The sequence below is a fragment of the Legionella nautarum genome (assembly GCF_001467895.1).
GTDB classification, from domain to species: domain Bacteria; phylum Pseudomonadota; class Gammaproteobacteria; order Legionellales; family Legionellaceae; genus Tatlockia; species Tatlockia nautarum.
This window is the reverse complement of sequence record NZ_LNYO01000022.1, coordinates 83,601-108,510: the sequence shown is the minus strand read 5'-3', so window position 1 is coordinate 108,510 and position 24,910 is coordinate 83,601. Positions and strand designations below refer to the sequence as shown.

The window sequence follows — 24,910 nt, the reverse complement described above, 5'->3', positions numbered from 1 at the left end:
AAAAATTTATAGACTAAATTTGACCTGACAGACACTTCTGAAAAACCGGCAACTGTCAGATCAAGTTTGAACTACTACAGTTAAATGAACACTTTTCTTAAGTCCAAGAGACCGGTATCCTGATGCAAATGTAGGCTAGCTTAGCCTACTCAATGCATTTCATGGAACTCTTGCCATTCAAAATCGACGTACTGTTCAATTAATTTTTTTATTTCACTCCTTGCACCTTTTTCACTAAAATGTTCTGTATGAAATTTTTGTGGCGTAGAAGATTGTTCTTTTCCTTGCTTAATCACTTTCCCATCCGCTTTGTATAAATGATTTTTAGACGAATTAATTTCATAGGAAATCTGGAATCCTTTATAACTATATTCCGGCATGATTATTTTCTCACATAATTTTTTAATTCATTCACTATTAAGAATAGGTTATTTAGGAGATTAAATCTAAAAACTTCTTGATAATTGTTCAAATAGTTAAATTATTTTGCTATCAAGATGAATTTATCGATATACTGGATTAAATTGAGTGGAATCAAGGACGAAAAATGAGCGAAGCACAGGTCTATGTTGATGCTTTAAGGGAGGGAAATTATAGTAAGGCTCTGGAGTTAACAACGTTTATTAATCAAAAATACGAGCCGATGAAAAATGTTCTTGGCGCAGATGAACTGGTTCAATTGGGCGCCTATGAGCTAAGCCAGACTGATATTAATGAAAAGGATATCTTACTGATTAATTTTTTATATAATTACATCCAATACCATCAATCGTTGGCTTATGGAGAAATTGGCTATAGCCTTACTACTTTTCTTGCTCTTATCAGTGTTGTTTTATCAATAAAAATGGATACGGATTTTAAAACGATTCTTGATTTAACTTCCATTAGTGATGTAACGCAATTTGCAAGCTTTCTTCAAGATACTTCCGATTTTTCAAGGCTTGTAGAAAGAAATATGAATCAGCCTGGATGGATGCTCGTAATGACAATAGCAATGACTGAGCTTGAGTTATTAGAGTACATAGCGGCTATGAGTGGTAGGGTTTTTGAAAATTTCCACAGGTCGGTGCAGCAATTCCAACTGAGATTGCAGGCTCAAGCGGTTAATTTTTCTTGTTCTTTAGTACAAACTGTTGAAAACGTAAGAGTCATAAAAGAAACTGTGGCGGATTTTAAATTGCGTTTGCAAAGTAAGTTAGCTCAAGAAGGGATCAAAGTTACCAAGGAAGAAGAGGTTGTTTCACCCGAAGAACCTACTTGCAAACAACAAAAATTAATTAATCGATATCAGGCAGTTCATGTATTGTGGCAAGAACTTCAAGAAAAAGAATTGTTCGATCACAACGATAGGGAGCTGATCTTCGGAGTTTTAGAAATTTGTGCTCTGAACGAGGCAGATTGGTACGAAAGAGATTTTAATCAGAAAGTCACTGATATTCTAAGCGGTGGTTTAAAGCCGCTTTATCGAACTTTTTTTTCAAAAGAAGCTGCATATAAGCTGGAAATAGATGGAATAGCTCAGAATTTGTTTTTTAGGGCGTGACTGAGATGAGGGTTGTCCCGTGGGGGCTCAGGCCGTCTCAAAAGCCTTGCAAATCCTGATGTGAGACTTCGAGACGGCGTAAACGCCTCCTCAGTCCGAACGGTGTCAGATAAAATAGAGAAAAATCTCCTTCATCTTAATTTTAGCTATGAGCCAGGCCCCCAACTTACAATCAGGCACTGCCAATAAAATCGAGTTGTCGCCAAGCCTCAAAAAGTATAATGGCAACTGAATTTGATAAGTTTAGGCTGCGATTATTGGGGCACATTGGAATACGAATCGCTGTGTAGTTTTCTCTTAATTCGGTTGGTAATCCGCGGGTTTCGGCGCCAAAAAGCAGCATATCTTCGTCGAGATAAGAAATTTCGTGATAATTTTTTTGTCCTTTTGTCGAGCAAGCAAAAATCCGCCTTTGTTGGTTCTTTTCTATAAAATCTTGATCATTGTCATAATGAACAACCTTAGCCCATTCGTGATAATCTAGTCCTGCACGACGCATCCGTTTATCGTCAAGAGTGAAGCCTAAAGGGTGGATTAGATGTAATTGTGCGCCACTGTTGGCGCACAAGCGAATGATATTTCCTGTATTAGGGGGGATTTCTGGTTGGTGTAAGACAATATGCAACATTTCTATTCGTCTAAATCTTGTTTGTGAAGCATTATCTCGCCTGGGCTTGAATAGCTGGTTTTTTTACGGGAGTAGTTTTTTCCTCATCCACATAACCATTCACATCATCGCCATCAACATACAAGGAAGCATCAGCATCAGCCTGCTCACCTGTAATTAAGAAATTACGATGTTGTAAGTAGGCATCACGGATAAATGCATATTTATCAATGGCTTGATCCATAAGCGGTTCGGCTTCAAGCAGCTGTGAGCGTAGATCCACGTACCTTAATGCGGCAATGGAATAGATAGCAGCTCCACTAGGTAGATAAGGGTAAGGAGTAAACAGATAATCTAAGGGCAACCCTAGCCCGTCCCGGATCGTGCTTGGACCGAGGAAGGGGATAACGATATAAGCAGATTTCTTATTTCCCCATTTAGCAAAAGTTAAACCAAAATCATTGAAGTGAGGAGGCAAGCTAAAGCCTTTATCAGCTACATCAAAGAAACCAGCAATTCCAATCGTTGAATTAATTAGAAAACGCCAACTGTCTTTGATAGCAAAGTTAAACTCTCCCTGGAAAACATCGCTGGCTACAGTGGGCAACATATAGACGTTGTTATACATGTTGTTGATGCCTCTGCGGACAGGAGAAGGAACGACTTTTTTATAAAACTTAGCAGGCGGTTTTAACATGGTTGCATCAAAGGCCATGTTAAAATTGTGAATCTTTCGGTTAATTGACTCGTAAGGATCAACGGGGTTATTGCCTTTATGAATACAGGCAGAAAGCATTAAGGATCCTATTAAAGCTGAAAGAGTAGCAATTAATCGCATGATTCTTCTATTTTTTTAAGTGCGAAAATTGATGTTACACCACTTTCTTAGTCTTGGGAATATTCTTCAGCGCTCAAGCTAAAACCCCCGCTGTAATTACCTAGAATTGGAGCAAAAAAGTGACTGGACCGTCATTGCATAAATGAACCTTCATATCAGCGCCGAATTGACCACTCGCAACATGAGGATAGTTTTCCTGAGCAAGGTCTATTAAACGCTGAAACAAGCTGCGGCCGGTTTCGGGTGCAGCGGCATGGGAAAAACTGGGGCGTAAGCCTTTTTTAGTATCAGCCATTAAGGTAAATTGGGGTACAAGCAAAAGTCCGCCCTTAACCTCTTTTAAACTTAAATTCATCTTACCCTGAGCATCACTAAAAATACGATAATTCAAACATTTTTCTAACATTCGTAAAAGAGTTGGCTCCGAATCCTGTCTTTCAAAGCCACAAAGAATCATTAATCCTTGAGAAATTTCTCCTACAGTTTGCTTGTCAACCACCACTTTTGCTTCATTAACTCGCTGAACTACTGTTAACATGCATCTAAACCCTGTCGTGAAATTTCTTTGCTGGCATCAATAATGGCATCAATAATTCCTATCTCCCGATCAGAATGGCCAGCGTCTCTAACTATGCTTAAATTAGAAGCCGGTAAGGCTTGGTATAAGTCCCAGGCTCCTTCGAGAGGGCAGATCATATCGTAACGACCATGAATGATGTAAGTAGGTATGTGCCTGATTTTATGCGCATTAGCGATAATTTGATTTTCTTCGATAAAATAATGGTGGCGAATATAATGGGTTTGTAAGCAAGCAAGAGCCAAGGCAAAATGAGGATCGCTATATTGATCAATCATGTTGAGATGAGCCTGTAAGCTGTTACAGTGCGCTTGCCACAGAGCCCAGTTTTTTGCAGCAGACATTCGTACTAATTCATTACCGCCTTGTAAGCATTCAGCATAATACAATGGAAGGTTATCCTGCTTTTCGCGAGGTGCAAAATCAATGAATTCCTGCCAATAATCGGGGAAAACGAGGTTTGCTCCTCTTTTATACAACCATTCGGTATCTTTTGTCCGTCCTAAGAAAATTTGGTGTAACAACAAAGTGGATATCTGTTGAGGGTAGAGTTGAGCATACAATAAAGCAAGCAAAGAACCCCAACCACCCCCAAATAAAATAAATCGGCTAAGTTCTAAATATTCACGTATCTTATCAATGTCTTCTAGCAAATTTTGCGTGTTATTATCCTGGTGTTCAATATGCGGAGTAGAGCGCCCGCAGCCGCGTTGATCAAAAAGGATAATGCGATAGATATGTGGGTCAAAAAAACGCCGCAAATGGGCATCAGCACCTTCGCCAGGCCCTGAATGCAAGCCTATTACTGGTATTCCATTTGGATTTCCTGTTTCTTCTATATAGAGAGTATGGGGTTCGCTAACCAACAACTCATGGCATTTATAAGGCTTTATGGTCGGATAAAGAGTATGCATAATTGTCTCTGCAATTTTGGGCTTTCAATCTTAAATCTTATACCCAGCTCGACGAAATTGGAAAGGGAGTCTAGCAAAGAATTGTTGGGTCAAGACCCAACTTACAATTCAAAAAACTGGAGTTTCTTTCAAGGTCGCAATAAACAGCTGTGCATCTGTGCTGAGTTTATGTCCTTTTCGATATATTATAAAATACCTTACTGATAAATCTTCGTGTTCATAAATGGTTACTAGCTCTTTATCAATGATATTTTTTGGGAGAAAACTCCATCCAAACCCTAATTTACTCAATTTAAGTAAAGCAAAAATAGGCTCAGCCTCGTGTTGGATATGTAAAAATAAATTTTTCCGAAAAAGATGGTTATCCAAAACTTGTCGAGGTGGAGCGTATTTGGGCATGACTATGCCAGGGTAGTCGAGTATATCGTCAAGTGCTATTTTTTTCTTTTTTACTAGAGGATGTGAATGATGTACTTTGATCACGAATGGAAGAGTAAATAGTGGAATCAACTCAAATTCGTGGATGATTTTATTACTAATGCAGTTCAAACAAAGTTCTATTTCGCGATTTCGTAAGGCACGCATACTCATCAAAGGTGATAAGTAATTAACTGAAAAATCAATATCAGGATGCGCCTTGTTAAATGAAGCAAGTAAATCAGGAAGCATGAAGCTGCCCATAAAAAAATCCAACCCCACTTTCAATGGCTTTTTTTGTTTTTCAAGAAACAGATTCACTGATGAAATACCTGTTTGTACGGTTTGTAGCATTTCTATGGCATGGGGTAAGAAAATTTTCCCCGCATCGGTGAGTATCAGACGGTTGTGATCTCTAATGAATAGTGGTGTTTTTATTTCAGATTCTAGCGAGGCAACGCGTTTACTGATTGCCGATTGTGTAATGTAAAGAAAATCAGCTGCTAAGGTGAAAGAACCAAAATCTGCGGCAGCAATAAAAGCGCGAATTTGATTGAGATCCATATTAATATTATGCATAAGGGGATTCGCTGTAATTTAAGTATATCTTATAAGATCGAGTTAGCAATGAAAGAAAAAACTTATTGTTACACTGATCTAATTTCTAATTAGAACTGAGATAGATAATATTTTAGTTTGTAAATCTCCTTATATTGGTGTTGCTGGAGCAAAATTATCAGGATTACTGATATCGTAATCCTGTTTTCAAGCTCTAAAAACTCAGCAACAAAAGGAGTCTCTAATCCCATTTGGAGACAATCTCCTGCCAATTTAGGATGGTCATTTTTATTTGCTGCTCAGAACTTTTACTCTCATGAATTATTCCATTGTAAGTGGCAAAATATTGCAGCACAATGCCCAATTAGATTACAGATAATTTTTGGAATCCAGCAGTGCTTATTTGGAATGATGATTTTTTATTCTCTGTATAATGGTTTTTAAATCATTAGGTTAATTGGTTTCTTTTTTATTGAATGTTGCTCATAATCTTAGGAATTTATTGTAAAGAGGATTTTAAATGCGAGTAAAAGCAGCGGTTGCTCATAAAGCAGGGATGCCATTAACAATTGAAATGGTTGATTTAGAAGGACCCAAGCAGGGTGAAGTTCTCGTTGAAATAAAAGCAACGGGTGTTTGCCATACCGATGCCTTTACTTTATCTGGCGACGATCCCGAAGGTCTCTTTCCGGCCATTTTAGGCCACGAAGGGGCTGGGGTAGTTGTTGAGGTTGGTTCAGGCGTGACTTCTTTAAAGCCAGGCGATCATGTTATCCCTCTGTATACCCCTGAATGTAGAACCTGTGAGTATTGTCTTTCACAAAAAACAAATCTTTGCCAAGCAATTCGTGCGACTCAAGGTAAAGGATTGATGCCCGACAGCACCAGTCGTTTTAGCTTGAATGGTGAACGCTTATATCATTATATGGGTACTTCCACCTTTGCTAATTACACTGTATTGCCGGAAATCGCGGTGGCTAAAATTCGCCAGGATGCGCCTTTTGAAAAAGTATGTTACATCGGTTGTGGCGTTACTACTGGGATTGGTGCCGTCATTTATACTGCCAAAGTAGAGCCTGGCTCAAGAGTTGTTGTCTTCGGTTTGGGGGGGATTGGCTTGAACGTCATTCAAGGTGCACGTATGGTTGGGGCCGCTCAAATTGTTGGTGTTGATATCAATCCTAAGCGCCGTGCTTTGGCAGAAAAAATGGGCATGACTGATTTTGTTAACTCAAGTGAGTTGAAGGGGGATCTAGTTAATTACTTGGTTGAATTAACAAAAGGTGGTGCCGACTATAGCTTTGAGTGCGTGGGTAAGGTAAATCTTATGCGCCAAGCCTTGGAATGTTGCCACAAAGGTTGGGGTGTTTGTACCATTATTGGAGTAGCGGGGGCGGGACAGGAAATTTCTACAAGACCGTTTCAATTAGTCACTGGCAGAGTTTGGAAAGGCAGTGCCTTTGGGGGTGCGCGTGGGCGAACTGATGTACCCAAAATAGTTGATTGGTATATGGATGGCAAAATTAACATTGATGATTTGATTACTCAGGTCTCACCTCTAGAGCAAATTAACGACGTGTTTGAGCAAATGCACAATGGAGAATCGATACGGACAGTTGTCACATTTTAAAAGGAGCAAAATTCATGTCGCTTGAGTTGGTTGAAGAGAATCGTTGTTTTGGTGGAATGCAATATGTTTATGCACATCCCTCTTCAGTAACTAATTGCCGGATGCGTTTTGCTTTATACCTTCCTCCACAAGCAGAGCAGTATAAGGTTCCGATCTTGTATTGGCTTTCTGGCTTAACCTCAAATGAGCAGAATTTTATTACTAAAGCGGGGGCTCAACGAGTCGCTGCTGAATTGGGCTTAGCGCTCGTTGTCCCTGATACTAGTCCACGGGGTGTCGAATTACCTGGGGACAGAGTCTCTATGGATTTTGGTGTTTCGGCAGGTTTCTATCTCGATGCAGTGAAGGAGCCCTGGTCTAAGCATTATCGAATGTATCAATATATTAGCGAAGAATTACCCAGGGTCGTCAATGCCCATTTTCCTGTAGATGAAGAACGTACCGGCATTTTTGGCCATTCAATGGGTGGTCATGGTGCATTAACAATAGCGTTTAAACGACCGCAACAATATCGTTCTCTATCCGCTTTTGCTCCAATTTGTGCTCCCATGCATTCACCGTGGGGACAAAAAGCATTTAAAGGTTATTTAGGCGAGGATAAAACACTCTGGAAAAACTATGATGCCTGTGAATTGCTAGTAGAAAAGGGCTGGCCCCATGGTATGATTTTAATTGATCAGGGAACAAAGGATCCTTTTCTTGAAAAGGAGTTAAATCCTAAGTTATTTGTCGCGGCTTGCGAACGTGCCAAGGTTCGTTTAAATCTGCGCTGGCAGGAAGGCTATGGGCACAACTATTATTTTATTGCTAGTTTTATCGCTGATCATTTACGTTTTCATGCTTCTCAATTGAACGGATAGAAGAGAATGGTTTTTACAACAGATAATCGTATTGAAACAAACTCGGTTTGGTTGACCGATTGGGAATTATCGCGAGTTTATTTTAAGAACGAAGCTAATTTTCCTTGGATTATTTTAGTGCCAAGAGAAGAAAATGTTCAGGAAATTTATCAATTGTCACCCACTCAGCGCCAAATTCTTATCGAGGAAATTGCAGTGATTTCGCAGATCATGCAAGACTATTTTCAACCAGAAAAATTAAATGTCGGCGCCTTAGGCAATATTGTTTCCCAATTACATATTCACGTGGTTGCACGGTATAAAAAGGATAGCGCTTGGCCACACAGTATTTGGCAGCCCAGTTTACCTGCAAGCTTTTATCGAGAAGAAATATTAGCCCAACATGTGAAAGCATTAAAAGGAATGGTCTCATTGTCATCTTGAGCCTAGTCTACATCATCCCTAAATTGTACTCAGTTCGGGATAATGTAGCGACCATTAAAGAACGATTATAAATATTCAGGTAAAGGCTGCTGATCAGGGAAAATTTCCGCCAGTGAAACCGAAAAACCATCCTCCCTAACAATACGTGCATGGCTGCGTTGTAATTCTCTGGGCTCATTAACACCGCAGGAATGACATAGTACAGCGACCTCATGTGCCATATTAGTCGCATAATGGTAAACACGCTCTGCTTTATCTTCAATGACCAAACCACGTTGCAAGCTGGCATCATGGGTAGTGATTCCTGTCGGACAGGTATTTTTATGACATTGCATCGCTTGAATACAGCCTAAAGCGAACAAAAACCCTCTGGCTGAATTGATAAAATCGGCACCGGCACAAAGTGCCCAGGTTACTCCAGAAGGGGTGATCAGTTTGCCACTTACGATGACTTTAATACGATCCCGTAAATTATAAAGAACAAGAATATCAACGAGATTAGGTAAGGACTCTTGAATCGGTATGCCCATATAATCCATAAGACCTTGAGGAGAAGCTCCGGTACCACCGTCTGCGCTATCCAAGGAAATGAAGTCGGGGGCAAACTCTTTACCTCGTTGATGAATGGCATAACAAAGATCATTAACCCATTCATAGCTACCTAAGACAAATTTACAGCCTACTGGTTTACCTGTAATTTGGCGAACGTGTTCAATCTTGTCTAACAAATCATCCACATTAGCGATATCAGGATGCCGATTAGGGCTAATAGAATCCTGAAAAGGCGTGATTCCCCGAATAGCTGCAATTTCTTCAGTCACTTTGACTGCAGGTAGAAGGCCGCCTTTTCCTGGCTTGGCGCCCTGGCTTAATTTGATTTCAAACATCTTAATAGAATCATGTGCTGCTAATTCCCGTAAACGATCATCAGATAAGTTACCTTCTGCATCGCGGAAACCATATTTTGCTGTGCCAATTTGGGCCACAATGTCACAACCTTCTTCTAGATGGTAGGGTGAAACACCTCCCTCACCGGTATTAAACCAGCAGCCCGCTTTTTTGGCCCCTTTGGCAAGAGCGCGAATGGCTGATTTTGAAATTGCTCCATAACTCATCGCGGAAATATTAAAAATATGGGTTGAGGTATAAGGATGCCTACTATAAGGTCCGATGGTGACTGGTCGAATGACCGCTTTATTCGTTCCTAAAGGAGGGAAAGGGGCGCTTACAAAATAAACTGTGCCTATGTTGTGCAGAGGACGTGTCGAGCCAAATCCAACAGTGGTATCTATATTTTTGGCTGCTCGATAAACCCAAGAGCGCTCTGCTCTATTGAAAGGGAGCTCTTGCCTATCATCGGCAAAAAGATATTGACGCAAATAGACGCCTATATATTCGAGGAAATAACGAAAATGACCGATAATGGGAAAATTACGTAAGACTGTATGTTTTTTTTGATTTCTATCCCAGAGATAAAGTGAAACCAGTAAAGCAATTAGAGCAATACTCAATATGATGATTAGAAACTCGTCAGTTTCTAATGCTCGTAAAAAAAACACATCCCGTTTCTTAAGATCAATAGATTCCACGTAAATATCCTTATACAACCTATCTGAAAAATAAGAAGTATACACTGTGTTTGGCCTGAATGAGAACTTGTTTTAAGTCTTTAAATACTTTATTGAGTAAGCATTAAATAGCATCTGTGAATGAGTCGCAAAAAGGTACAATTTTGTTTGTGAGCAAAAATAAACCAGTTGGGTGAATTTATTTAGTGTATACTTAAATTAAATCTAGAGAGATCTGATAGGGAGGTAGACATGGCACATCATTCCTCATTGGCCAACCACCTTCTGATAGCCATGCCTTCTTTAACTGACCCTAATTTCGAGCGCTCAGTAATCTATGTCTGTGAGCATCATGTTCAGGGGACGGTAGGTTTAATTATTAACCGGCCAATGCAATTTCCTTTAAGTTTGGTTTTTGAACAAATGCAAATTCAACCGGCATCTACTGAGCACAATCAAATGCCACTTCTTTTTGGTGGCCCAGTACAACCCGAGCGTGGCTTTGTTATTCATCGCCCTACTGGTGGGTGGCGGTCGAGTCTGTCGTTACGTGATGACGTGACGGTGACCACTTCGAATGATATCATCCGGGCAATAGCTGCTGATGCAGGCCCAAAAGATGCTTTAGTAACCCTGGGTTATGCGGGTTGGAGTGGAAGTCAGTTAGAGGAGGAAGTGCTTGCGAACGTTTGGTTAATCTGTCCTTTCTCTCCCGAGCTTCTTTATGATGTACCCTTCTCTGAACGATGGGAATATGCTGGTTTGACAATTGGCGTTAAAATGAACGAATTAACTGGTCATGCAGGTCACGCCTAAAGAGTGTTTGAAAAGCCTAGTCTTTCTTTCCGTATTAGAAAATATTCACTGTTAAATAAAATCAAGTTGATCAATCGTAAAAAGGGGAATTCATGCCAGAAGGTTTTTTTGTAGGATTTGATTTTGGCTACAAACGAATCGGTGTTGCTGTAGGCCAACAAATTACTTGCAGTGCCCGGCCCTTAACAACGTTGGAGGCCAAGCAAGGTGTTCCTAACTGGTCTGAGGTACAAAAAATAATCAATGAATGGCGTCCACACGCATTGATTGTTGGTTTGCCTACCTGTATTGATGATTCAGAATTATACACAACTGAAGCAGCACGGGAATTTGCACGCCAGTTACATCAACGTTTCTCTCTTTCGGTGCATTTGGTGGATGAACGTTTGTCGACTATTGAGGCACGTGCTCAGTTGTTTGCTAAAGGCGGATACCGTAAAATTAAGCAATCTAAAGTCGACAGTTTTGCTGCTTGTATTATTCTTGAGCAGTGGCTGCAGCATCCAAGTGAAGATAATGAAGCATTTTTTGGAAATTAGTCAACTTTCAACCCAGCAAATTAACTCCCTTTTAGAACAGGCTCTTTATTTTAAAAAAGGTGGGCAACTCCCTGACTATTCTCAACATATGGTAGCAAACCTTTTTTATGAGAACAGTACTCGAACGCGTGTAAGCTTTGAGCTAGCAGCAAAAAAATTGTCGATGCCGGTTATTAATCTTGATTTGCAAAACTCCTCGGAAACAAAAGGAGAGGTGATAGAAGACACTATTCATACTTTGTCGGCAATGGGAATTAAGGTATTTGTAGTAAGGCACCGCCAAGATAGATTGCAAAATGAGCTAGCAAGCAAAATGGCGGATCCAATTCATATTATCAATGCAGGGGACGGGCAACATGCTCATCCTAGCCAAGCCATGCTAGATTTGATGACTATTACTGAAAAAAAACCTGATTTGAGTCAACTAAAGATTGCTATTATTGGAAATATCCGCCATTCACGGGTAGCCAATTCCTTGCAATGTCTTTGCTCCAGTTTAAAGGTTGGAGAATTAACTTTGGTAGCCCCTACCATTTGGCAACCGCAGATAATTCATTATGGACGGGTGACCCACTCCCTAAAAGAAGGGCTTACTGATGCGGATGTCGTGATTTGTTTACGTGTCCAACATGAGCGCTTAATGGAACATGAGCAGATGGATTTAGCCACTTACCGGCGCGAATTTGCTTTAACTCAAGAGACGCTTCATTATGCTAAACCTGATGCAATGGTAATGCATCCTGGTCCGATGAATCGTGGTGTAGAAATCGATAGTGAGGTTGCCGACGGGCCTCAATCTTTTATTTTAGAGCAAGTAAGTAATGGTGTGTTTATGCGCATGGCGATCTTGGATTCGCTGATCCGTAATTAAATTGACATCTGAAGTTGAATAATAAGAAGCCACTTGTCGTAACAACAGGTGTTTACGATGGTTGACCACATCGCCTCTTAATGTCTCTGTTAAATTTGAAATATATTAAGACCTGGTATGAGCCATACCAGCTCGCCTCACAAATTAAGACATTTCATTCACTTGGTTGAAAGTTCAAGTAGTGGATGATCCACTAATTCAACTCTATTCGGCCATGAAACCGGCGTATACTCCAATTGTCACTATCGAATGCTCAAGACACTTATGAAGAGAAAATTAAAGATTTTCCGGTGTAATGTGGGAAATTTTACACCTCAGGGCACGATCTTTAGTCCCAGGCTTATATGTGCTGGTAGATCTAATTTAAGTCATTTTATTTATTTTTATGTAAAAATGTATTATTATAGTTCAAATTTATAAATCTGTACTTGAATGCGTGAAAAAATAATAAGGGCTACACAAAATGATATTTCAGGGGAAGCTAAGCAGTTATTAGAAATTTTAACTAACTTGGGTTTTGCTCCTACTGTGCCTGCCTTACAGCAATTGTTAAAAGAGTTATATCCACGGTTAGCAGCAATTTTTAACCAAATTTATCAAGAGTTGTGTGAACAAAAATACACAGCAAACGAGAACGGGGTCATTGTTATTTTACCAAGCCCTCTACTGACAGAAGAAGCTGACATAGATCCAGTTATTGAAATACTTGACCTTTACTCTTCTGGACCTCGATTCTTTGGCCCTTTAATTTCTTTTAGTGAAGGTAACGCTGAACTTAGGTTATCAGCAACGCAAACCGAAGTTTCCGAACAGCCTATTGTACTTGAAAATAACTTAGGCATAGGAATTGGTACTTTAGTCACGTCTCCACAATTGCCACGATCAAATTCAGAGTCAGATTTTCAGCAATATTTAGAAGTTTTAAGCCAGCAACCCTTAATGGCATCGAATGATATCCGCCCCGACCACGCTAATCATGAAATTTGCGTTTTACAAGACAATCCTTCTTCTCCTTTAATAGAACAACAAAAAGGAGAAAGTGATATAAGTAAAGTAATGCAATTCGATTGTACGCAAGCTGTTCCTGACAGCAAGGAATCAGATTGCCAAATATTGGCCATGGCGTTACAACAATTAATAGAAACAGACAGTAACAATTCAGTTAATACTTTTTCCTGTTTGCCTGGTTCGGCCTCAGAAAGCGTATCTAATCCTAACGGTTATTTTACTTCTGAACTTAGTCCATTTGAAGAAGAGGAACTGGAAGATTTTGAACATGGAAATTCAGAAACACAACCTAAAACCAGCAGGTATTCTCTCTCTGAGGCGGGGCAGTTTGAAGAAGAAGAATTGGAAGATTCTGAAAGTGAGGATAAAGGGAATTTACCCAAAAATAGCTCACCAAATCTGCAAACCTTATCCACTGTGCAAGAACAAACTAGAACTCAGTTAACCAACGAACAAACAAACCCAGCCAAGTATCTGCAGATTAAGCTCAAGGAAACCAGGGTTTATTTGCAATACATCAGTGACTTGTGTAATTTGAAATTTTTTGTTAATTCAAGAGATTATAGCCATAATACTAACTTGAATAATGGTTTTGCGAATAAGGCATCAATTGATTTTGGGGTATTTTTATCACAACAGTTCCCAGCCTCTAGAGCTTTCCTTGAATGTTTGTGGTTAAAACTTAAATCACTAAATAACCATCTTTCTGAAACCGATAAAAAAAGTTATGAGACTCAGATAGAACAAATAAAAAAAAGTTATCAAGATTCGATAGAACAAATAAAAGATGGTCCCAAATGCGTTAAAATAAAGCATGCTGCCGATTCACGAGTTTGCGAATTTAATAGACATTACTTTTTTGTTCTTTTAAAAACGTTGTTGCAAAGCATCTATGAAAATTTACATGAGGCTACCGGGGGCACTCATAATCGTCTTAACGCAGATACCGTAAATATTTGTCAGCAAATTGAAGAAATGCTCGCTAGATATCAGGTTCAGCAAAAAACTACAGGTAGTAATTACAGACATTTTTTAGCCATTCTGGAAACGAAAGATTTAAATTCAGCTGCAGCAATTCGTGATAGCTGGCAACCAAAACCTATTGAGTTAACCAGAAACGCGGAAAATAAAAAAGAAATAAAAAAATCCAACTCTCGTTCCGCCAGTTTTAATGCAGGAAAACAACAAAAATTATTACTATGTATTTTGCACAAATTAATGTTGGCTTGGGATAGCGATATTCAATCTATTTTAAATAAAGCATCGCCGAATCCTGCTTCTTTATTTGGCAAAAGAAAGTGGCCTGAAAATGAAAACGCCGATTTGTGTTCGACAAATCAGATTTAAAAGCGTAATTCATTATTTTACCTGGCAATTGTCCTATTGTAACCGGATTAAATTTACACCTATCTAAATTTCACCGGTGACTTATCAAGGAAGCAAGCCTCACTTTCTGATTTACTTACCGGCAGTGGCTTGAGGGTACTCATTTTTATACATAACCCCGCGTATTGTTTGCCTCGCTTGTATTGGTTAAAACTGTCTTAAATAGCGCCATTTCGGGACACTAGTTTAAATCAACAAAAGTTTATTTTCTTGCTGAAAACGCTAAAATTGGTCAAATAGTCAGGCGCATCGGCAGCATTGCGATTGTTAATGTATTTTTCAAGACAGTTTATAAATAGTGCCAGAGTTTTATCCAGCACCTCTGCATGCAAGATATTGTAAATAGTATTAAATCCCTTACGCCAGGCCAGTTCGTCAGCATCAAGATTTGAGTAGAGGAGCTAGTGTGCATTTTAGGGTTTTCCGGTATATCCAGCCCAAACTGGGCCATGAGCCATTCAAAATGGAAGTAAAATTTGTTTATTAAAAACGGAATTTATAATAAATTACACTGAGCTTATTGCCTGACATTTTCAAACAGTCTGGCTAAAAAATAAATAAAGGAAAAGATGATGAAAACAGGAAAAAACGAGCATATAGAGCATATAGAAGGAAACACAGATTGTATCATCACCGTTGCGAAACCACACACGGAAGAACAACCCACTCTAAGCTCTGACGTATCGGAAGGAGAAGTAACTGCTTACAATGTGGATGTAGAAAGCAAAGATGAAATAGTATCAGAAGAAGGACAAGAGGAAGATGAGATACGACCAAGAAATAATAGAACCCTAGAAGATAACCAATCAGTAGAAGTTCGATTATCTCCCTTAACAATGTCTCGGCTTACTTATCAACGCTGTAAAGCAGGCTTTTTTGGTGGTACTATAGGAGGCTTAGCAGGAGCGGGTGCCGCGGCAGCTAATGCAATTTATAGTGTTGAAAATGAATCGCCGCCAAATGTAGATGCTGGTAGTGTGTTAGCGGTTGATATAGGAGCACCGATTTTAGGAATCTCGTCAGGTATCTTAGCTGGCTTATGCTTTTACGAAGCGGGGCGTGCTACACGAAAATTAATCTCCACTTGTTGGCAATCCTCATCAGAAGATCAAGAGTCTCAGTACAGAGTTATTCCTACTTAAACATGTAGCTACTAATTTTAGTAATAGATCACGTGGCCCTTGCCTGAAATAAGTTGAGGGCTATCTTGAAAAATTTGATTTACTCCTTAGATATAAGAGAATTGGTAATCAGAAACTTTATCTTCCTTCCGATGATTTTCAAGTTAAAAATATCAAAGAAATCTCCACTTGTGTTATCGATTGGAAACTGATTGCAGAACAATACGATGGGTTTTCCGGTATATCCAGCCCTGGCCATGAGCCTTCAAAATAGAAGTAAAAAAATCAGAAAGAATTAAACTTGTCTAAGCCCCGAAAAATGGTAGTTGAATGAGTCGATGTGTTCCGCGACGCAGCAGGCAATAGAATATGGTAAGGATAAACTGGTAACAAACCTGTTCAAATGCGGTGTCGAAGGAGCCAGCGATTTTGTAGAGTAGGTATCGGAACTTGTGAGATCCATTATTCTCTTCAGGAAGAAGTATTTGATATGCAATTACGGCGCAAGATATCAAAAACAGAATAAGTTGGAATAATAATTACAATTTTTTCATCCTTGATACTGTATCCCTTTTAAGGTTTGCGAAAATCAATACATCTTAGCTAAATTATATTCTTTGGGGGATCTTAACAAGAGACATGTTGTAGGGAGAAATAGTAATGCAGTAATTAATAAATGAAAGTATACTGCTCGACTTATTATGAATATTGCTTGAAAAGGATCTGAAAAAAATGAATAAAATACGATCTGATTATTTTTTTGTTTTATCAATTTTATTTATTTTTTTGTTGCGAATAATGTTTATGCTTAAGGCCAATTTATTGGTTGAGGAAGCCTATTATTGGAACTATTCTAACCATCTTGATTTTAGTTTTCTTGATCATCCGCCAATGGTGGCTCTTTTGATTAAACTAGGTACTCTAGTTTTTGGTGTTAATGAATGGGGTGTACGTGTTGCTACTTTACCTTGCTTTATTTTAACGGGGTACTTTAGTTTTAAATTGACTTCATTAATAAAAAAAAAAGCACGATGGTATTCTCTAGTCTTGCTATCGTTATTACCCTTTTTTTTTATTCATTCTTTAATTATTACCCCTGATATTCCACTCACTCTTAGCTGGTCAGCTACTCTTTATTATCTTTATCAAGCCATTGTTTTAGATAAAACTAAAAGTTGGTATTGGGCAGGACTATGGATTGGTATAGGACTTCTTTCAAAATATACCATTGTGATGCTAGGATTATCGACGATAATCTATTTAATATTCGATAGTGATTCTCGAAAGTGGTTTCTACGTCGAGAGCCTTATTGTTGTTCTATGATATCATTAACTATATTTATTCCTGTCATTTACTGGAATGCTACCCATCAATGGGCATCCTTTTTATTTCAAAGTTCGCGACGATTTCATGACTCTTTTTCTTTTTCTTTTCATATATTGATTAGTCTAGTGCTCATATATTTAACTCCTGCTGGCATTTTCGGTCTATCGACTTTACTTTCAAAAGAATACTCTAAAAAATTAATAACGATTAAAACCAAACATTTTTTCCAAATTTATATGCTCGTGCCGCTTTTATTTTTTTCGTTGTTTAGTTTATTCCATAGCATTAGAGTGAATTGGATTGGACCTATCTTTCTTGCTATTGTTCCTTGGCTCTCACTTCTGATAGTCAGTAACCAAAAAATTATGAGTATCACATTTCGTAAAAGTTGGGTCATAACCTGTTTTTTTTTGTTGGTTATTTATAGCAGCTTAATTTATTGTATTTTGTTAGATAAGCCGGAAAAAATTCGTCATACTTTATTTGAAAAACTCATTCCCTGGGATAATTTTACCTGGAAAATTCATACAATCGCCCAAAAATGGAAAAGTAAAACGCATCAAACACCTATTATCTTGCCTTTAGATACTTACAATATTGCAAGTGAACTCGCTTTTTATCAACAAAAATACTTAAATCAAGGAAAAATAAATACTCTTTATAAGGTTATTGGTTGGCATGTGTTTGGCTTTAATAGTTTAATGTATAAATATTGGGAAGACGTTGGTGGGATTCAAAATGAAAATATAATTTTAATCTCTCAAAAAATGACTGCTTTTTCATATCCTCAATTAGACCAAAAGCTCATTTCATTATCTTCTATAAAGCCTATTCATTACTATGATAAAAATGGTCATCGCTCGCTCGTTTTTTATTATAAATTTGTTAAAATGGCCTAGTACAGTATATGTGTGGGGACACTGGTCTATAGGGAGCCGGATGCGGTAGCTCTGCATGTCCGGTTCTGAGGAGGGTTCGGTCGGAGTGATCTGGCCGTTCTACCCACCCCGGAGGTCCATATTGTAACTACAGAATTTTAAAATGAAAATTTACCATCTTTATAGATAGCTAATCAAAAAAAACAGGGTTTATTTTCGATAACTAAATTACCCGGTAAGTTCATTTTTTGAGCTAAAATTAATAAGGACCAATAATTAACTATAACCTCAGCAAATGAATGCTAGGCGTCCTGATAAACATTTCAAATAAGGAGATTTGTTATGAATGTTAATTTAGGAAACGCAGATGCAGGGGTGGGGGTTGCTTTTAGTGTAATCACCGATTTTCTTCGCGAATTAACCCGGATTGGTCGACTTCCAAGTCGTTTGGAATTTGATCGAGATCTCGGGGGACAGCCTTCTCATGTTATTGTTTTGTTCGATCCTTTTGAGTTTGAAATGATAACTCAAGGATCGGATTCGCCTCGAAGTATATTACATATTTTGGGAACGATTGAAATACGACCGGCATCCGACCCAAATGCAACTCCCTTGACTATTCCTCTTGATGCAGCAGTAAAGTTAACGGTCATTTTGGTGGCTGCTGATCCAGTTGTGGAGATCGGCTTTCGATATGATGGAGTTGACGGAACACCTTCACCTGCAGAAATCGCGACTGATCTTGATAATTTTATGAATAGCGCCGCAATTCAGGATGTATTTTCAAATACACACCTCCCTTTGCCCAAGAGCCTCGTCCAAGGTCTGAATACCACAAGGTTCATCGATTCCGATACCAGACCTGATGATTCTGAATGGAATGTTGCACTTACCTTAACACCGGCGGGAACTGACAGTGTTGATGCCTTCGCAATCTCAGCCAGCCCACCAGGAGTAGACCCAACCTTGATAATAACAGAAAGTTATGTTGCACCTCGAACCGGCTTGGCTATTGCGTATAACAGGAATTTCCTGGATATGGTTTTAGAGCGGGGTGCTGCCTCTAAAATTGGTCAAGTAATTGACAGTGCTAAGGTGAAATCTTTAGCAATGTCGATGGCTGATAATGGTATTCAAATAATAGGACATGTGGTTCGGGAGATTGATACGCCGGTTATTGACGTAGCCCCCGATGTTGATATCGACTTCAATGGTGTGGCTATCCCACAGCTAGTCCGTGGTACTACTGGTATGACGATGGATACATCTGGGATTTTTGTAGATGTTGATGACAGCGATGAGATCTTCTATGGAGCACTGAGGTGGGTAATAACAGTTGGGGCCTCAGCACTCCTTTTCACTGGAGTGGGAAGCTTAACTGCTCTCGGTATTTTTCTGTGGATCTCATTAGTGCAGAAAGTATGGAACGCAGGGGCGGAGCTAGATAATGCGCCAAATATTCTCCGAGAAAGCTTAGGTACAGGGCTAGGCGCTCAACTTAGTTTGCTTGCTGATTCTCTTGATGATGTAACGCCTGCCGGAGAGTTAACCGTTGATGGTACACCAGATTCAGCTTTAGTAGTGGAGGGTAATATGGTTCTATTTGCCCAGGTTATTATTACCTCGATGATGGCACGTATGCGTTCAGCTGAATATTGCCGACATTTACGCCGTTTCGTGATTTTTGAGCTTGACGATACACGAAGGTTCCGTGCGCAGGAATTGGCCAGATTGATGAAAGCAGGAAAGATTGTTGTGTCAGGTTTTCATCATGTCAATGGAAAATACGTAAGGTCTGACCATGATAATTTAGTTGCAAATAATTTACTTAAAAAGTTTAAGTCCAACGAAACCAAGGAAGTCGTTGTGAATAATCGTCATTAATGACTTTAAAAACTAAATTTTACAGGCACACTATGTTGCTGCCTGTAAAATTTTAGATACTGTTAACTACAGAAATGGTGCTCTAAATCTGCAAAATTAATGATTATTTTAAACAGAGTAGGCTGCTTAATTGAAATAGTATGCTTAGTTTCACGTGTTGCAACCATCGACAGGAATTGGTAGCCGCGGCATTTTAATGACAATTTAGAAAATGCCATCTAAGATGGTTATAAATATATTCATGGAAGAAAATAATGTTCATGGCTATTTATCATGCACTTGAAATGTCATTTTTGATGTCATGGGAGATATTTTGGGCTCTAGTCCTGGGTTTTAGTTTATCAGCTATAGTACAAGCTTTTGTGCCTAAAGGAAAAATGGGCGACTTGCTCCCTGATTCTTCGCCTAAATCTTTAGGCATTGCTTGTGGATTAGGAGCTGCCTCTTCATCATGCTCTTATGCAGCAATTGCCCTGACTCGATCACTTATCCGTAAAGGCGCGAATTTTATTTCTGCAATGGGATTTCAAATTGCATCAACTAATCTTGTAGCTGAATTAAGTATTCTCATGATCCTTCTTTTAGGATGGCAATTTATGCTTGCTGAATTAATTGGTGGGCTACTCGTAGTAGGTATTATGGCTCTTATCTTTTATCTTTGTATACCTCAAAAGTTTATACAGGAAGCGAAGGAAAATGCAAAGAGCAATATAGTCGGCAAAATGGAAGCTCATGCGCATATGGATATGTCACTTAAGGAAGGAAGTTTTTTGCAAAAACTTTTTTCCAAAAAAGGGATTACAGCGATAAGTCATTATTTTATTATGGATTGGGCTGCTATATGGAAAGATATAGTTTTTGGTTTAATTATTGCTGGCGCTTTAGCTGCATGGATACCGAAAGATTTTTGGCATTCCTTTTTTCTTCAGTCCCATCCCCTATTGACAAAATTTTGGAGTCCTTTAATAGGCCCTTTTGTGTCAATTTTTTCTTTCGTTTGCTCAGTAGGAAACGTTCCACTTGCGGCTGTTCTTTGGAATGGTGGAATCAGTTTCGGCGGAGTTGTTTCATTTATTTATGCTGATCTCCTAATTATCCCGATTTTGCATATTTATTGGAAATATTACGGCTTCAAAATGATGTCAATTATATTTGTTATTTTTTATACAGCGATGGTTTTAGCATCGTTAATTATAGAGTTTTCCTTTCAGTTATTTCATTTAATTCCTAAACAGAGAAGCGCTGAAATTGTAGAAATGTCAATCAAATTCAATTATACAACCGTACTTAACATTCTATTTGCAGTGGTTGCAATTATTTTCTTATATTGGTTTTGGAAAACAAGTGGTTTTAAAATGCTTAAAAAAATGAAGTAATACCCCATCTACGATATAAGTCTTTGATAAGCGCGGCCTCTTCAGAACCTAATACTTTTTTATAGAATATTTGAGCTGCATTATCCGTTCGAGTTGATACTAGAACAGCTTTCAATATTGAAGGACTATCACTAAGATAGTTTTCTTGAATTAACTGTGTTCCAACACCTTTGCCTTATTGATTTTGAAGCACTGCTATTTGTTCTAATTCAATGACAGATTCCTTGCGGAAACCACTTTTCTATAACCATTGAATATAACCAACAATTCGATCTTTCTCATTTCGAGCAACGAAGATCAAAATTCTTGGGAATACAGCAAAATTACACTTTAACCAATCTGCGGAGTTCTGCTGCCTAGGTAACTCTTGAAAATGTAATCGGGCTACTTCACCTCTAGGTTGTCATGATTTATGCAAGCAATAATTTAAGTATGTGCTAGCCCATGAACTAAAATTAGAGGATATTCAGTTTTCCTTAATGGAAGGAATTTGCAATGGCAACGACAAGTAATAATTCAAAAAATAAATCAAAGGGACATATTGTATTAACTTCTCATCCCTCTGGACACCGCTCAGTGCCCTTACCGATTGAATGGGGTGCAAGGGATCCAAAAGAGCGTGGGCCTATTATTGCCTCGCTTACCAATCTTAAAAATCGCAATGCGATTGGTACGCATGCGGGTTCCTACTCTGTTTATCGCGCATTGGCCGTTGCTGCCGGCGTCCTTGATCCCGAGCATAAGCCTGATTTAACCGATACAACACCGCCGGTCACTATTGGCCCTCATGAGCAGTGGTTTGACCCAAGTAAAATTGTGTCAATCGATCCTTGGGGGCATAGGGTTGCAGAAGTGTTTGCAGAAGAAATCGCGGCAGGTTATGACATCAGACCTACTATTGCTGTGACCAGGGCGCACATCAATGTGCCTGAGCTGCAAATTGCCATTCATCAAGGAAGGCTCAAACCAGATGGTAAAATTTTAATGCAATCTGGGGATGTTCTGGTGACGAAGGCGGCCATTGATCCGGTTTGGTATTTGCCTGGTATCGCCGAGCGGTTTCAAATTTCAGAAACTGAACTAAGACGGATTCTTTTTCAGCATACAGCTGGTATGTTTCCAGAATTAGTGACGAGATCTGATCTAAACGTTTTTCTACCTCCTATCGGTGGCTTAACCGCCTACTTCTTTGGTGATGTGACCACGATTCATGATTCCAAAATTGAATTATCTTGTCGAATTCATGATGAATGTAATGGTTCAGATGTGTTTGGCTCAGATATTTGCACTTGTCGACCCTATCTTGTTCATGGTATTGAATTAGGTGTGGAATCGGCGCAACGAGGGGGAGCGGGTTTGATTGTTTATAATCGCAAAGAAGGTCGAGCTCTAGGTGAGGTGACCAAGTTTCTTGTTTACAATGCCCGTAAAAGACAAGCAGGTGGTGATACAGCCGCGAAATATTTTGAACGTACAGAATGTGTTGCCGGTATTCAAGACCTGCGTTTTCAGGAATTAAGTACTGATGTTTTGCAATGGTTGGGTATTAAAAAAATCCATCGTTTTGTTTCTATGTCTAATATGAAATTTGAGGCTTTATCGAAGGCCGGCATTCAAATCATTGAACGGGTTAAAATTCCTGACGAACTGATTCCCCCTGATGCGCAAGTGGAGATGGATGCAAAACGAGCTGCAGGATATTATTCACCCGATCGATTAATTGATATTAATGAATTAGCCGTTCCCAAAGGACGTGGGCTTAATGAATAACGTATTACAATCATTGCAAAATTTACAAACGATTCGCCAGCAAGCGAAACGCCTTCTCAATTTAGCACGCGAGAATAAGCTGAAGCATTTTTTAGTTGTTGATGAGAAAATGCCTGTTGCGGTCGATTATGTTTTAGACGTGATGAATGACCAATACCCCAGATTAACGATTCCTTACCATAGTCGCTGGCGTCATTTTGAAGTCGGCGGGATTGATCGCATTCAAAAAATAAGCAAGCAACTCACTCGGCTAACAGCAGAAGAGCAGGGAAAAATTCTTTATGAGCTGGTCATCATTAGTGTTCTGCTAGATGCTGGTGCAGGTAAAAATTGGCATTATCAAGAATTAAGTACTGGACAGGATTATAGCCGCTCTGAAGGTTTGGCTATCGCTAGTCTAAACCTTTATCTCAGCGGCATTTTTAGTGCAAAACCGCAGCAACCCTTGCGTGTCGATGGCATAAAGCTACTGGCTTTTAATCAGGAAGAGCTGAAAAAAGGGTTTCAAGTCAATGTAAAAAATACGCTTGAAGGCGTCGAGGGACGTGTTGCTTTATTAAATCGTCTTGGTGCGATAGTGCAAAAATCCCCCCAGTATTTTGATGATGAGCAACGTTTAGGAAACTTTTATTCGTATATAACGAGCCTGCAAAAAAATCACTGTATTGCTGCGGCGCAAATTTTCCAAGCGGTACTTCATGCTTTTACTGAAATATGGCCTGAACGACTGCGTTATAACAAGGTTCCCTTAGGCGACGTTTGGATTCATCCTGGGCTTAAAACGGAGCAAGAGGGGTCTGAATTTGTTCCTTTTCATAAGTTATCTCAGTGGTTAACCTATTCTTTGATTGAGCCTTTAGAGCAATTGGGTATAAAAGTAATGGATCTAGACGATTTAACCGGATTACCAGAATATCGCAACGGTGGCCTACTGATTGATTTGGGCGTCCTCCAGGCGAAAGATGAACAAATTTTTCACCAGTTACAAGCACCGGATTCGGAAATGATTGTCGAATGGCGTGCACTAACTGTAGCTCTGCTTGATGAGTTGGCTGAGGCGATTCGTCGGCGCTTGCAAATGACCGCTGTTGATCTACCTCTTGCTAAAATTTTGCAAGGCGGAACCTGGGAGGCAGGGCGTCGGATTGCCAAACAAAAACGCAAAGATGGCAGTCCACCAATTCAAATCATTAGCGATGGTACTGTTTTTTAAAAATGGGATTGAAAGTGTTGGTTCTTGGCCTAACACTAATTCAAGACTAAACTCTAAGCTTTATCAAGGAATCAAGATGAATGAGAAGCAAGTTATTGAAATTAAACACCCGCTTGTTCAACATAAGCTAACCATATTAAGGAAAAAAGAAACAAGCACCGTAAAATTCCGTACTCTTGTTCATGAAATAAGCATGTTATTGGCTTATGAGATTACGCGTGATCTTGAAATCAAATATGAAGAAATCGAGACCCCTTTAATTAGCATGCAAGCACCTGTTTTAAAAGGAAAAAAACTGGTTTTTGTCTCTATTCTGAGAGCTGGCAACGGTATTTTAGATGGTATGTTGCAACTAATCCCCTCAGCGCGAGTAGGGCATATTGGTTTATACCGTGATCCTAAAACCTTAGGGTCTATCGAATACTATTCAAAATTACCTGAAAATATGGAAGATCGCGATGTGATCGTTGTCGACCCCATGTTAGCAACGGGTAACAGTGCCATTGCTGCAGTAAAAGAAGTGAAAGAGACTAATCCAAAATCAATCAAATTTCTCTGTCTTTTGGCAGCTCCCGAAGGCTTGATAGCTTTTCATGAGGAACATCCGGACGTGATTGTCTATACTGCGGCTGTCGATGAGAAGATCAATGATAAAGGTTACATCATACCTGGTTTGGGGGATGCGGGTGATCGTCTTTATGGCACAAAATTACATAATTGAATGGTGATGAGGGGGATGGCTCAGAAAAGGCTTCGAGACGGTGCTTCGCACCTCCTCAGCCCGAA

22 protein-coding genes and 1 pseudogene are annotated in these 24,910 nt (G+C 39.2%); 16 read left to right on the top strand and 7 right to left on the bottom strand.

Annotation, left to right across the window (positions count from 1 at the left end; translation table 11 throughout):
* Positions 1-149 precede the first annotated feature (149 nt).
* Positions 150-380, bottom strand: a complete 231-nt coding sequence (locus Lnau_RS11220) for a hypothetical protein (protein WP_058505238.1) — start codon at positions 378-380, stop codon at positions 150-152.
* 167 nt (positions 381-547) lie between these two features.
* On the opposite strand from Lnau_RS11220, the gene Lnau_RS11215 reads away from it, so the two are divergent.
* Positions 548-1,543 carry a hypothetical protein gene (locus Lnau_RS11215; protein WP_058505237.1) on the top strand — a complete coding sequence of 332 codons (996 nt, stop codon included), beginning with the start codon at positions 548-550 and terminating at the stop codon, positions 1,541-1,543.
* A 172-nt stretch (positions 1,544-1,715) separates the two neighbouring features.
* On the opposite strand, the gene trmL is transcribed toward Lnau_RS11215, so the two are convergent.
* The 5 genes from trmL to Lnau_RS11190 form a co-directional block, all read right to left on the bottom strand.
* Positions 1,716-2,171: a tRNA (uridine(34)/cytosine(34)/5-carboxymethylaminomethyluridine(34)-2'-O)-methyltransferase TrmL gene (gene trmL / locus Lnau_RS11210; protein ID WP_058505236.1), complete on the bottom strand. Its 456-nt coding sequence runs from the start codon at positions 2,169-2,171 to the stop codon at positions 1,716-1,718.
* A 31-nt stretch (positions 2,172-2,202) separates the two neighbouring features.
* Complete coding sequence (locus Lnau_RS11205) at positions 2,203-2,988, bottom strand: MlaA family lipoprotein (RefSeq protein ID WP_058505235.1); 786 nt, start codon at positions 2,986-2,988, stop codon at positions 2,203-2,205.
* 100 nt (positions 2,989-3,088) lie between these two features.
* Complete coding sequence (dtd, locus tag Lnau_RS11200; protein WP_058505234.1) at positions 3,089-3,526, bottom strand: D-aminoacyl-tRNA deacylase; 438 nt, start codon at positions 3,524-3,526, stop codon at positions 3,089-3,091.
* The gene (gene pip / locus Lnau_RS11195) at positions 3,520-4,479 is read right to left on the bottom strand and encodes a prolyl aminopeptidase (protein WP_058505233.1); all 960 of its coding nucleotides are present in this window, start codon (positions 4,477-4,479) and stop codon (positions 3,520-3,522) included. The genes dtd and pip overlap by 7 nt, the downstream gene beginning before the upstream one ends.
* Before the next feature lie 108 nt (positions 4,480-4,587).
* A complete protein-coding gene (locus Lnau_RS11190) occupies positions 4,588-5,475 on the bottom strand; it encodes a LysR family transcriptional regulator (protein ID WP_058505232.1) in 888 nt (295 codons plus the stop codon).
* A 499-nt stretch (positions 5,476-5,974) separates the two neighbouring features.
* Between Lnau_RS11190 and Lnau_RS11185 the strand changes: the two genes are divergently transcribed.
* From Lnau_RS11185 to Lnau_RS11175, 3 genes are read left to right on the top strand one after another with little or no spacing between them, the layout of a single operon-like run.
* Positions 5,975-7,084, top strand: a complete 1,110-nt coding sequence (locus Lnau_RS11185; protein ID WP_058505231.1) for an S-(hydroxymethyl)glutathione dehydrogenase/class III alcohol dehydrogenase — start codon at positions 5,975-5,977, stop codon at positions 7,082-7,084.
* Between the two features lie 14 nt (positions 7,085-7,098).
* Positions 7,099-7,944 carry an S-formylglutathione hydrolase gene (gene fghA / locus Lnau_RS11180; protein ID WP_058505230.1) on the top strand — a complete coding sequence of 282 codons (846 nt, stop codon included), beginning with the start codon at positions 7,099-7,101 and terminating at the stop codon, positions 7,942-7,944.
* 6 nt (positions 7,945-7,950) lie between these two features.
* Positions 7,951-8,367: an HIT family protein gene (locus Lnau_RS11175; RefSeq protein ID WP_058505229.1), complete on the top strand. Its 417-nt coding sequence runs from the start codon at positions 7,951-7,953 to the stop codon at positions 8,365-8,367.
* A 65-nt stretch (positions 8,368-8,432) separates the two neighbouring features.
* Here Lnau_RS11175 and Lnau_RS11170 read toward each other — a convergent pair whose 3' ends face one another.
* Positions 8,433-9,956, bottom strand: a complete 1,524-nt coding sequence (locus Lnau_RS11170; protein WP_238585971.1) for an FMN-binding glutamate synthase family protein — start codon at positions 9,954-9,956, stop codon at positions 8,433-8,435.
* A gap of 231 nt (positions 9,957-10,187) precedes the next feature.
* Between Lnau_RS11170 and Lnau_RS11165 the strand changes: the two genes are divergently transcribed.
* The 12 genes and pseudogenes from Lnau_RS11165 to upp all read left to right on the top strand — a co-directional run bounded on the left by Lnau_RS11165 (position 10,188) and on the right by upp (position 24,845).
* Positions 10,188-10,751: a YqgE/AlgH family protein gene (locus Lnau_RS11165; protein ID WP_058505228.1), complete on the top strand. Its 564-nt coding sequence runs from the start codon at positions 10,188-10,190 to the stop codon at positions 10,749-10,751.
* Positions 10,752-10,843: 92 nt separating this feature from the next.
* Positions 10,844-11,290, top strand: coding sequence for a Holliday junction resolvase RuvX (gene ruvX / locus Lnau_RS11160; protein ID WP_058505227.1), 447 nt, complete (start codon positions 10,844-10,846; stop codon positions 11,288-11,290).
* Positions 11,268-12,161, top strand: a complete 894-nt coding sequence (locus Lnau_RS11155) for an aspartate carbamoyltransferase catalytic subunit (protein WP_058505226.1) — start codon at positions 11,268-11,270, stop codon at positions 12,159-12,161. The genes ruvX and Lnau_RS11155 overlap by 23 nt, the downstream gene beginning before the upstream one ends.
* A gap of 432 nt (positions 12,162-12,593) precedes the next feature.
* Complete coding sequence (locus Lnau_RS11150) at positions 12,594-14,516, top strand: hypothetical protein (protein WP_058505225.1); 1,923 nt, start codon at positions 12,594-12,596, stop codon at positions 14,514-14,516.
* A gap of 608 nt (positions 14,517-15,124) precedes the next feature.
* Positions 15,125-15,697: a hypothetical protein gene (locus tag Lnau_RS11145; protein WP_133134897.1), complete on the top strand. Its 573-nt coding sequence runs from the start codon at positions 15,125-15,127 to the stop codon at positions 15,695-15,697.
* An 82-nt stretch (positions 15,698-15,779) separates the two neighbouring features.
* A pseudogene (locus Lnau_RS16995) lies at positions 15,780-15,950 on the top strand (Tn3 family transposase); the annotation flags it as partial.
* A gap of 458 nt (positions 15,951-16,408) precedes the next feature.
* Positions 16,409-17,902 carry a glycosyltransferase family 39 protein gene (locus tag Lnau_RS11140; protein ID WP_058505223.1) on the top strand — a complete coding sequence of 498 codons (1,494 nt, stop codon included), beginning with the start codon at positions 16,409-16,411 and terminating at the stop codon, positions 17,900-17,902.
* Positions 17,903-18,223: 321 nt separating this feature from the next.
* On the top strand, positions 18,224-19,765 hold the full coding sequence (locus Lnau_RS11135) for a hypothetical protein (protein ID WP_058505222.1): 1,542 nt from the start codon (positions 18,224-18,226) through the stop codon (positions 19,763-19,765).
* A 254-nt stretch (positions 19,766-20,019) separates the two neighbouring features.
* A complete protein-coding gene (locus tag Lnau_RS11130) occupies positions 20,020-21,141 on the top strand; it encodes a permease (RefSeq protein WP_058505221.1) in 1,122 nt (373 codons plus the stop codon).
* Positions 21,142-21,636: 495 nt separating this feature from the next.
* Positions 21,637-22,911: a GTP cyclohydrolase II gene (locus Lnau_RS11125; RefSeq protein ID WP_058505220.1), complete on the top strand. Its 1,275-nt coding sequence runs from the start codon at positions 21,637-21,639 to the stop codon at positions 22,909-22,911.
* Positions 22,904-24,124, top strand: a complete 1,221-nt coding sequence (locus Lnau_RS11120; RefSeq protein WP_058505219.1) for a URC4/urg3 family protein — start codon at positions 22,904-22,906, stop codon at positions 24,122-24,124. Before Lnau_RS11125 ends, Lnau_RS11120 begins: the two co-directional genes overlap by 8 nt.
* Positions 24,125-24,200: 76 nt before the next feature.
* On the top strand, positions 24,201-24,845 hold the full coding sequence (gene upp, locus Lnau_RS11115) for a uracil phosphoribosyltransferase (RefSeq protein WP_058505244.1): 645 nt from the start codon (positions 24,201-24,203) through the stop codon (positions 24,843-24,845).
* The last annotated feature ends 65 nt before the right edge of the window (positions 24,846-24,910 follow it).

What these genes read in the sequence shown, in the direction of transcription:
- Lnau_RS11220 (WP_058505238.1), bottom strand. Translation starts at nt 380, where the DNA reads ATGCCGGAATATAGTTATAAAGGATTCCAGATTTCCTATGAAATTAAT.
- Lnau_RS11215 (WP_058505237.1), top strand. Translation starts at nt 548, where the DNA reads ATGAGCGAAGCACAGGTCTATGTTGATGCTTTAAGGGAGGGAAATTAT.
- trmL (WP_058505236.1), bottom strand. Translation starts at nt 2,171, where the DNA reads ATGTTGCATATTGTCTTACACCAACCAGAAATCCCCCCTAATACAGGA.
- Lnau_RS11205 (WP_058505235.1), bottom strand. Translation starts at nt 2,988, where the DNA reads ATGCGATTAATTGCTACTCTTTCAGCTTTAATAGGATCCTTAATGCTT.
- dtd (WP_058505234.1), bottom strand. Translation starts at nt 3,526, where the DNA reads ATGTTAACAGTAGTTCAGCGAGTTAATGAAGCAAAAGTGGTGGTTGAC.
- pip (WP_058505233.1), bottom strand. Translation starts at nt 4,479, where the DNA reads ATGCATACTCTTTATCCGACCATAAAGCCTTATAAATGCCATGAGTTG.
- Lnau_RS11190 (WP_058505232.1), bottom strand. Translation starts at nt 5,475, where the DNA reads ATGCATAATATTAATATGGATCTCAATCAAATTCGCGCTTTTATTGCT.
- Lnau_RS11185 (WP_058505231.1), top strand. Translation starts at nt 5,975, where the DNA reads ATGCGAGTAAAAGCAGCGGTTGCTCATAAAGCAGGGATGCCATTAACA.
- fghA (WP_058505230.1), top strand. Translation starts at nt 7,099, where the DNA reads ATGTCGCTTGAGTTGGTTGAAGAGAATCGTTGTTTTGGTGGAATGCAA.
- Lnau_RS11175 (WP_058505229.1), top strand. Translation starts at nt 7,951, where the DNA reads ATGGTTTTTACAACAGATAATCGTATTGAAACAAACTCGGTTTGGTTG.
- Lnau_RS11165 (WP_058505228.1), top strand. Translation starts at nt 10,188, where the DNA reads ATGGCACATCATTCCTCATTGGCCAACCACCTTCTGATAGCCATGCCT.
- ruvX (WP_058505227.1), top strand. Translation starts at nt 10,844, where the DNA reads ATGCCAGAAGGTTTTTTTGTAGGATTTGATTTTGGCTACAAACGAATC.
- Lnau_RS11155 (WP_058505226.1), top strand. Translation starts at nt 11,268, where the DNA reads ATGAAGCATTTTTTGGAAATTAGTCAACTTTCAACCCAGCAAATTAAC.
- Lnau_RS11150 (WP_058505225.1), top strand. Translation starts at nt 12,594, where the DNA reads ATGCGTGAAAAAATAATAAGGGCTACACAAAATGATATTTCAGGGGAA.
- Lnau_RS11145 (WP_133134897.1), top strand. Translation starts at nt 15,125, where the DNA reads ATGATGAAAACAGGAAAAAACGAGCATATAGAGCATATAGAAGGAAAC.
- Lnau_RS11140 (WP_058505223.1), top strand. Translation starts at nt 16,409, where the DNA reads ATGAATAAAATACGATCTGATTATTTTTTTGTTTTATCAATTTTATTT.
- Lnau_RS11135 (WP_058505222.1), top strand. Translation starts at nt 18,224, where the DNA reads ATGAATGTTAATTTAGGAAACGCAGATGCAGGGGTGGGGGTTGCTTTT.
- Lnau_RS11130 (WP_058505221.1), top strand. Translation starts at nt 20,020, where the DNA reads ATGTTCATGGCTATTTATCATGCACTTGAAATGTCATTTTTGATGTCA.
- Lnau_RS11125 (WP_058505220.1), top strand. Translation starts at nt 21,637, where the DNA reads ATGGCAACGACAAGTAATAATTCAAAAAATAAATCAAAGGGACATATT.
- Lnau_RS11120 (WP_058505219.1), top strand. Translation starts at nt 22,904, where the DNA reads ATGAATAACGTATTACAATCATTGCAAAATTTACAAACGATTCGCCAG.
- upp (WP_058505244.1), top strand. Translation starts at nt 24,201, where the DNA reads ATGAATGAGAAGCAAGTTATTGAAATTAAACACCCGCTTGTTCAACAT.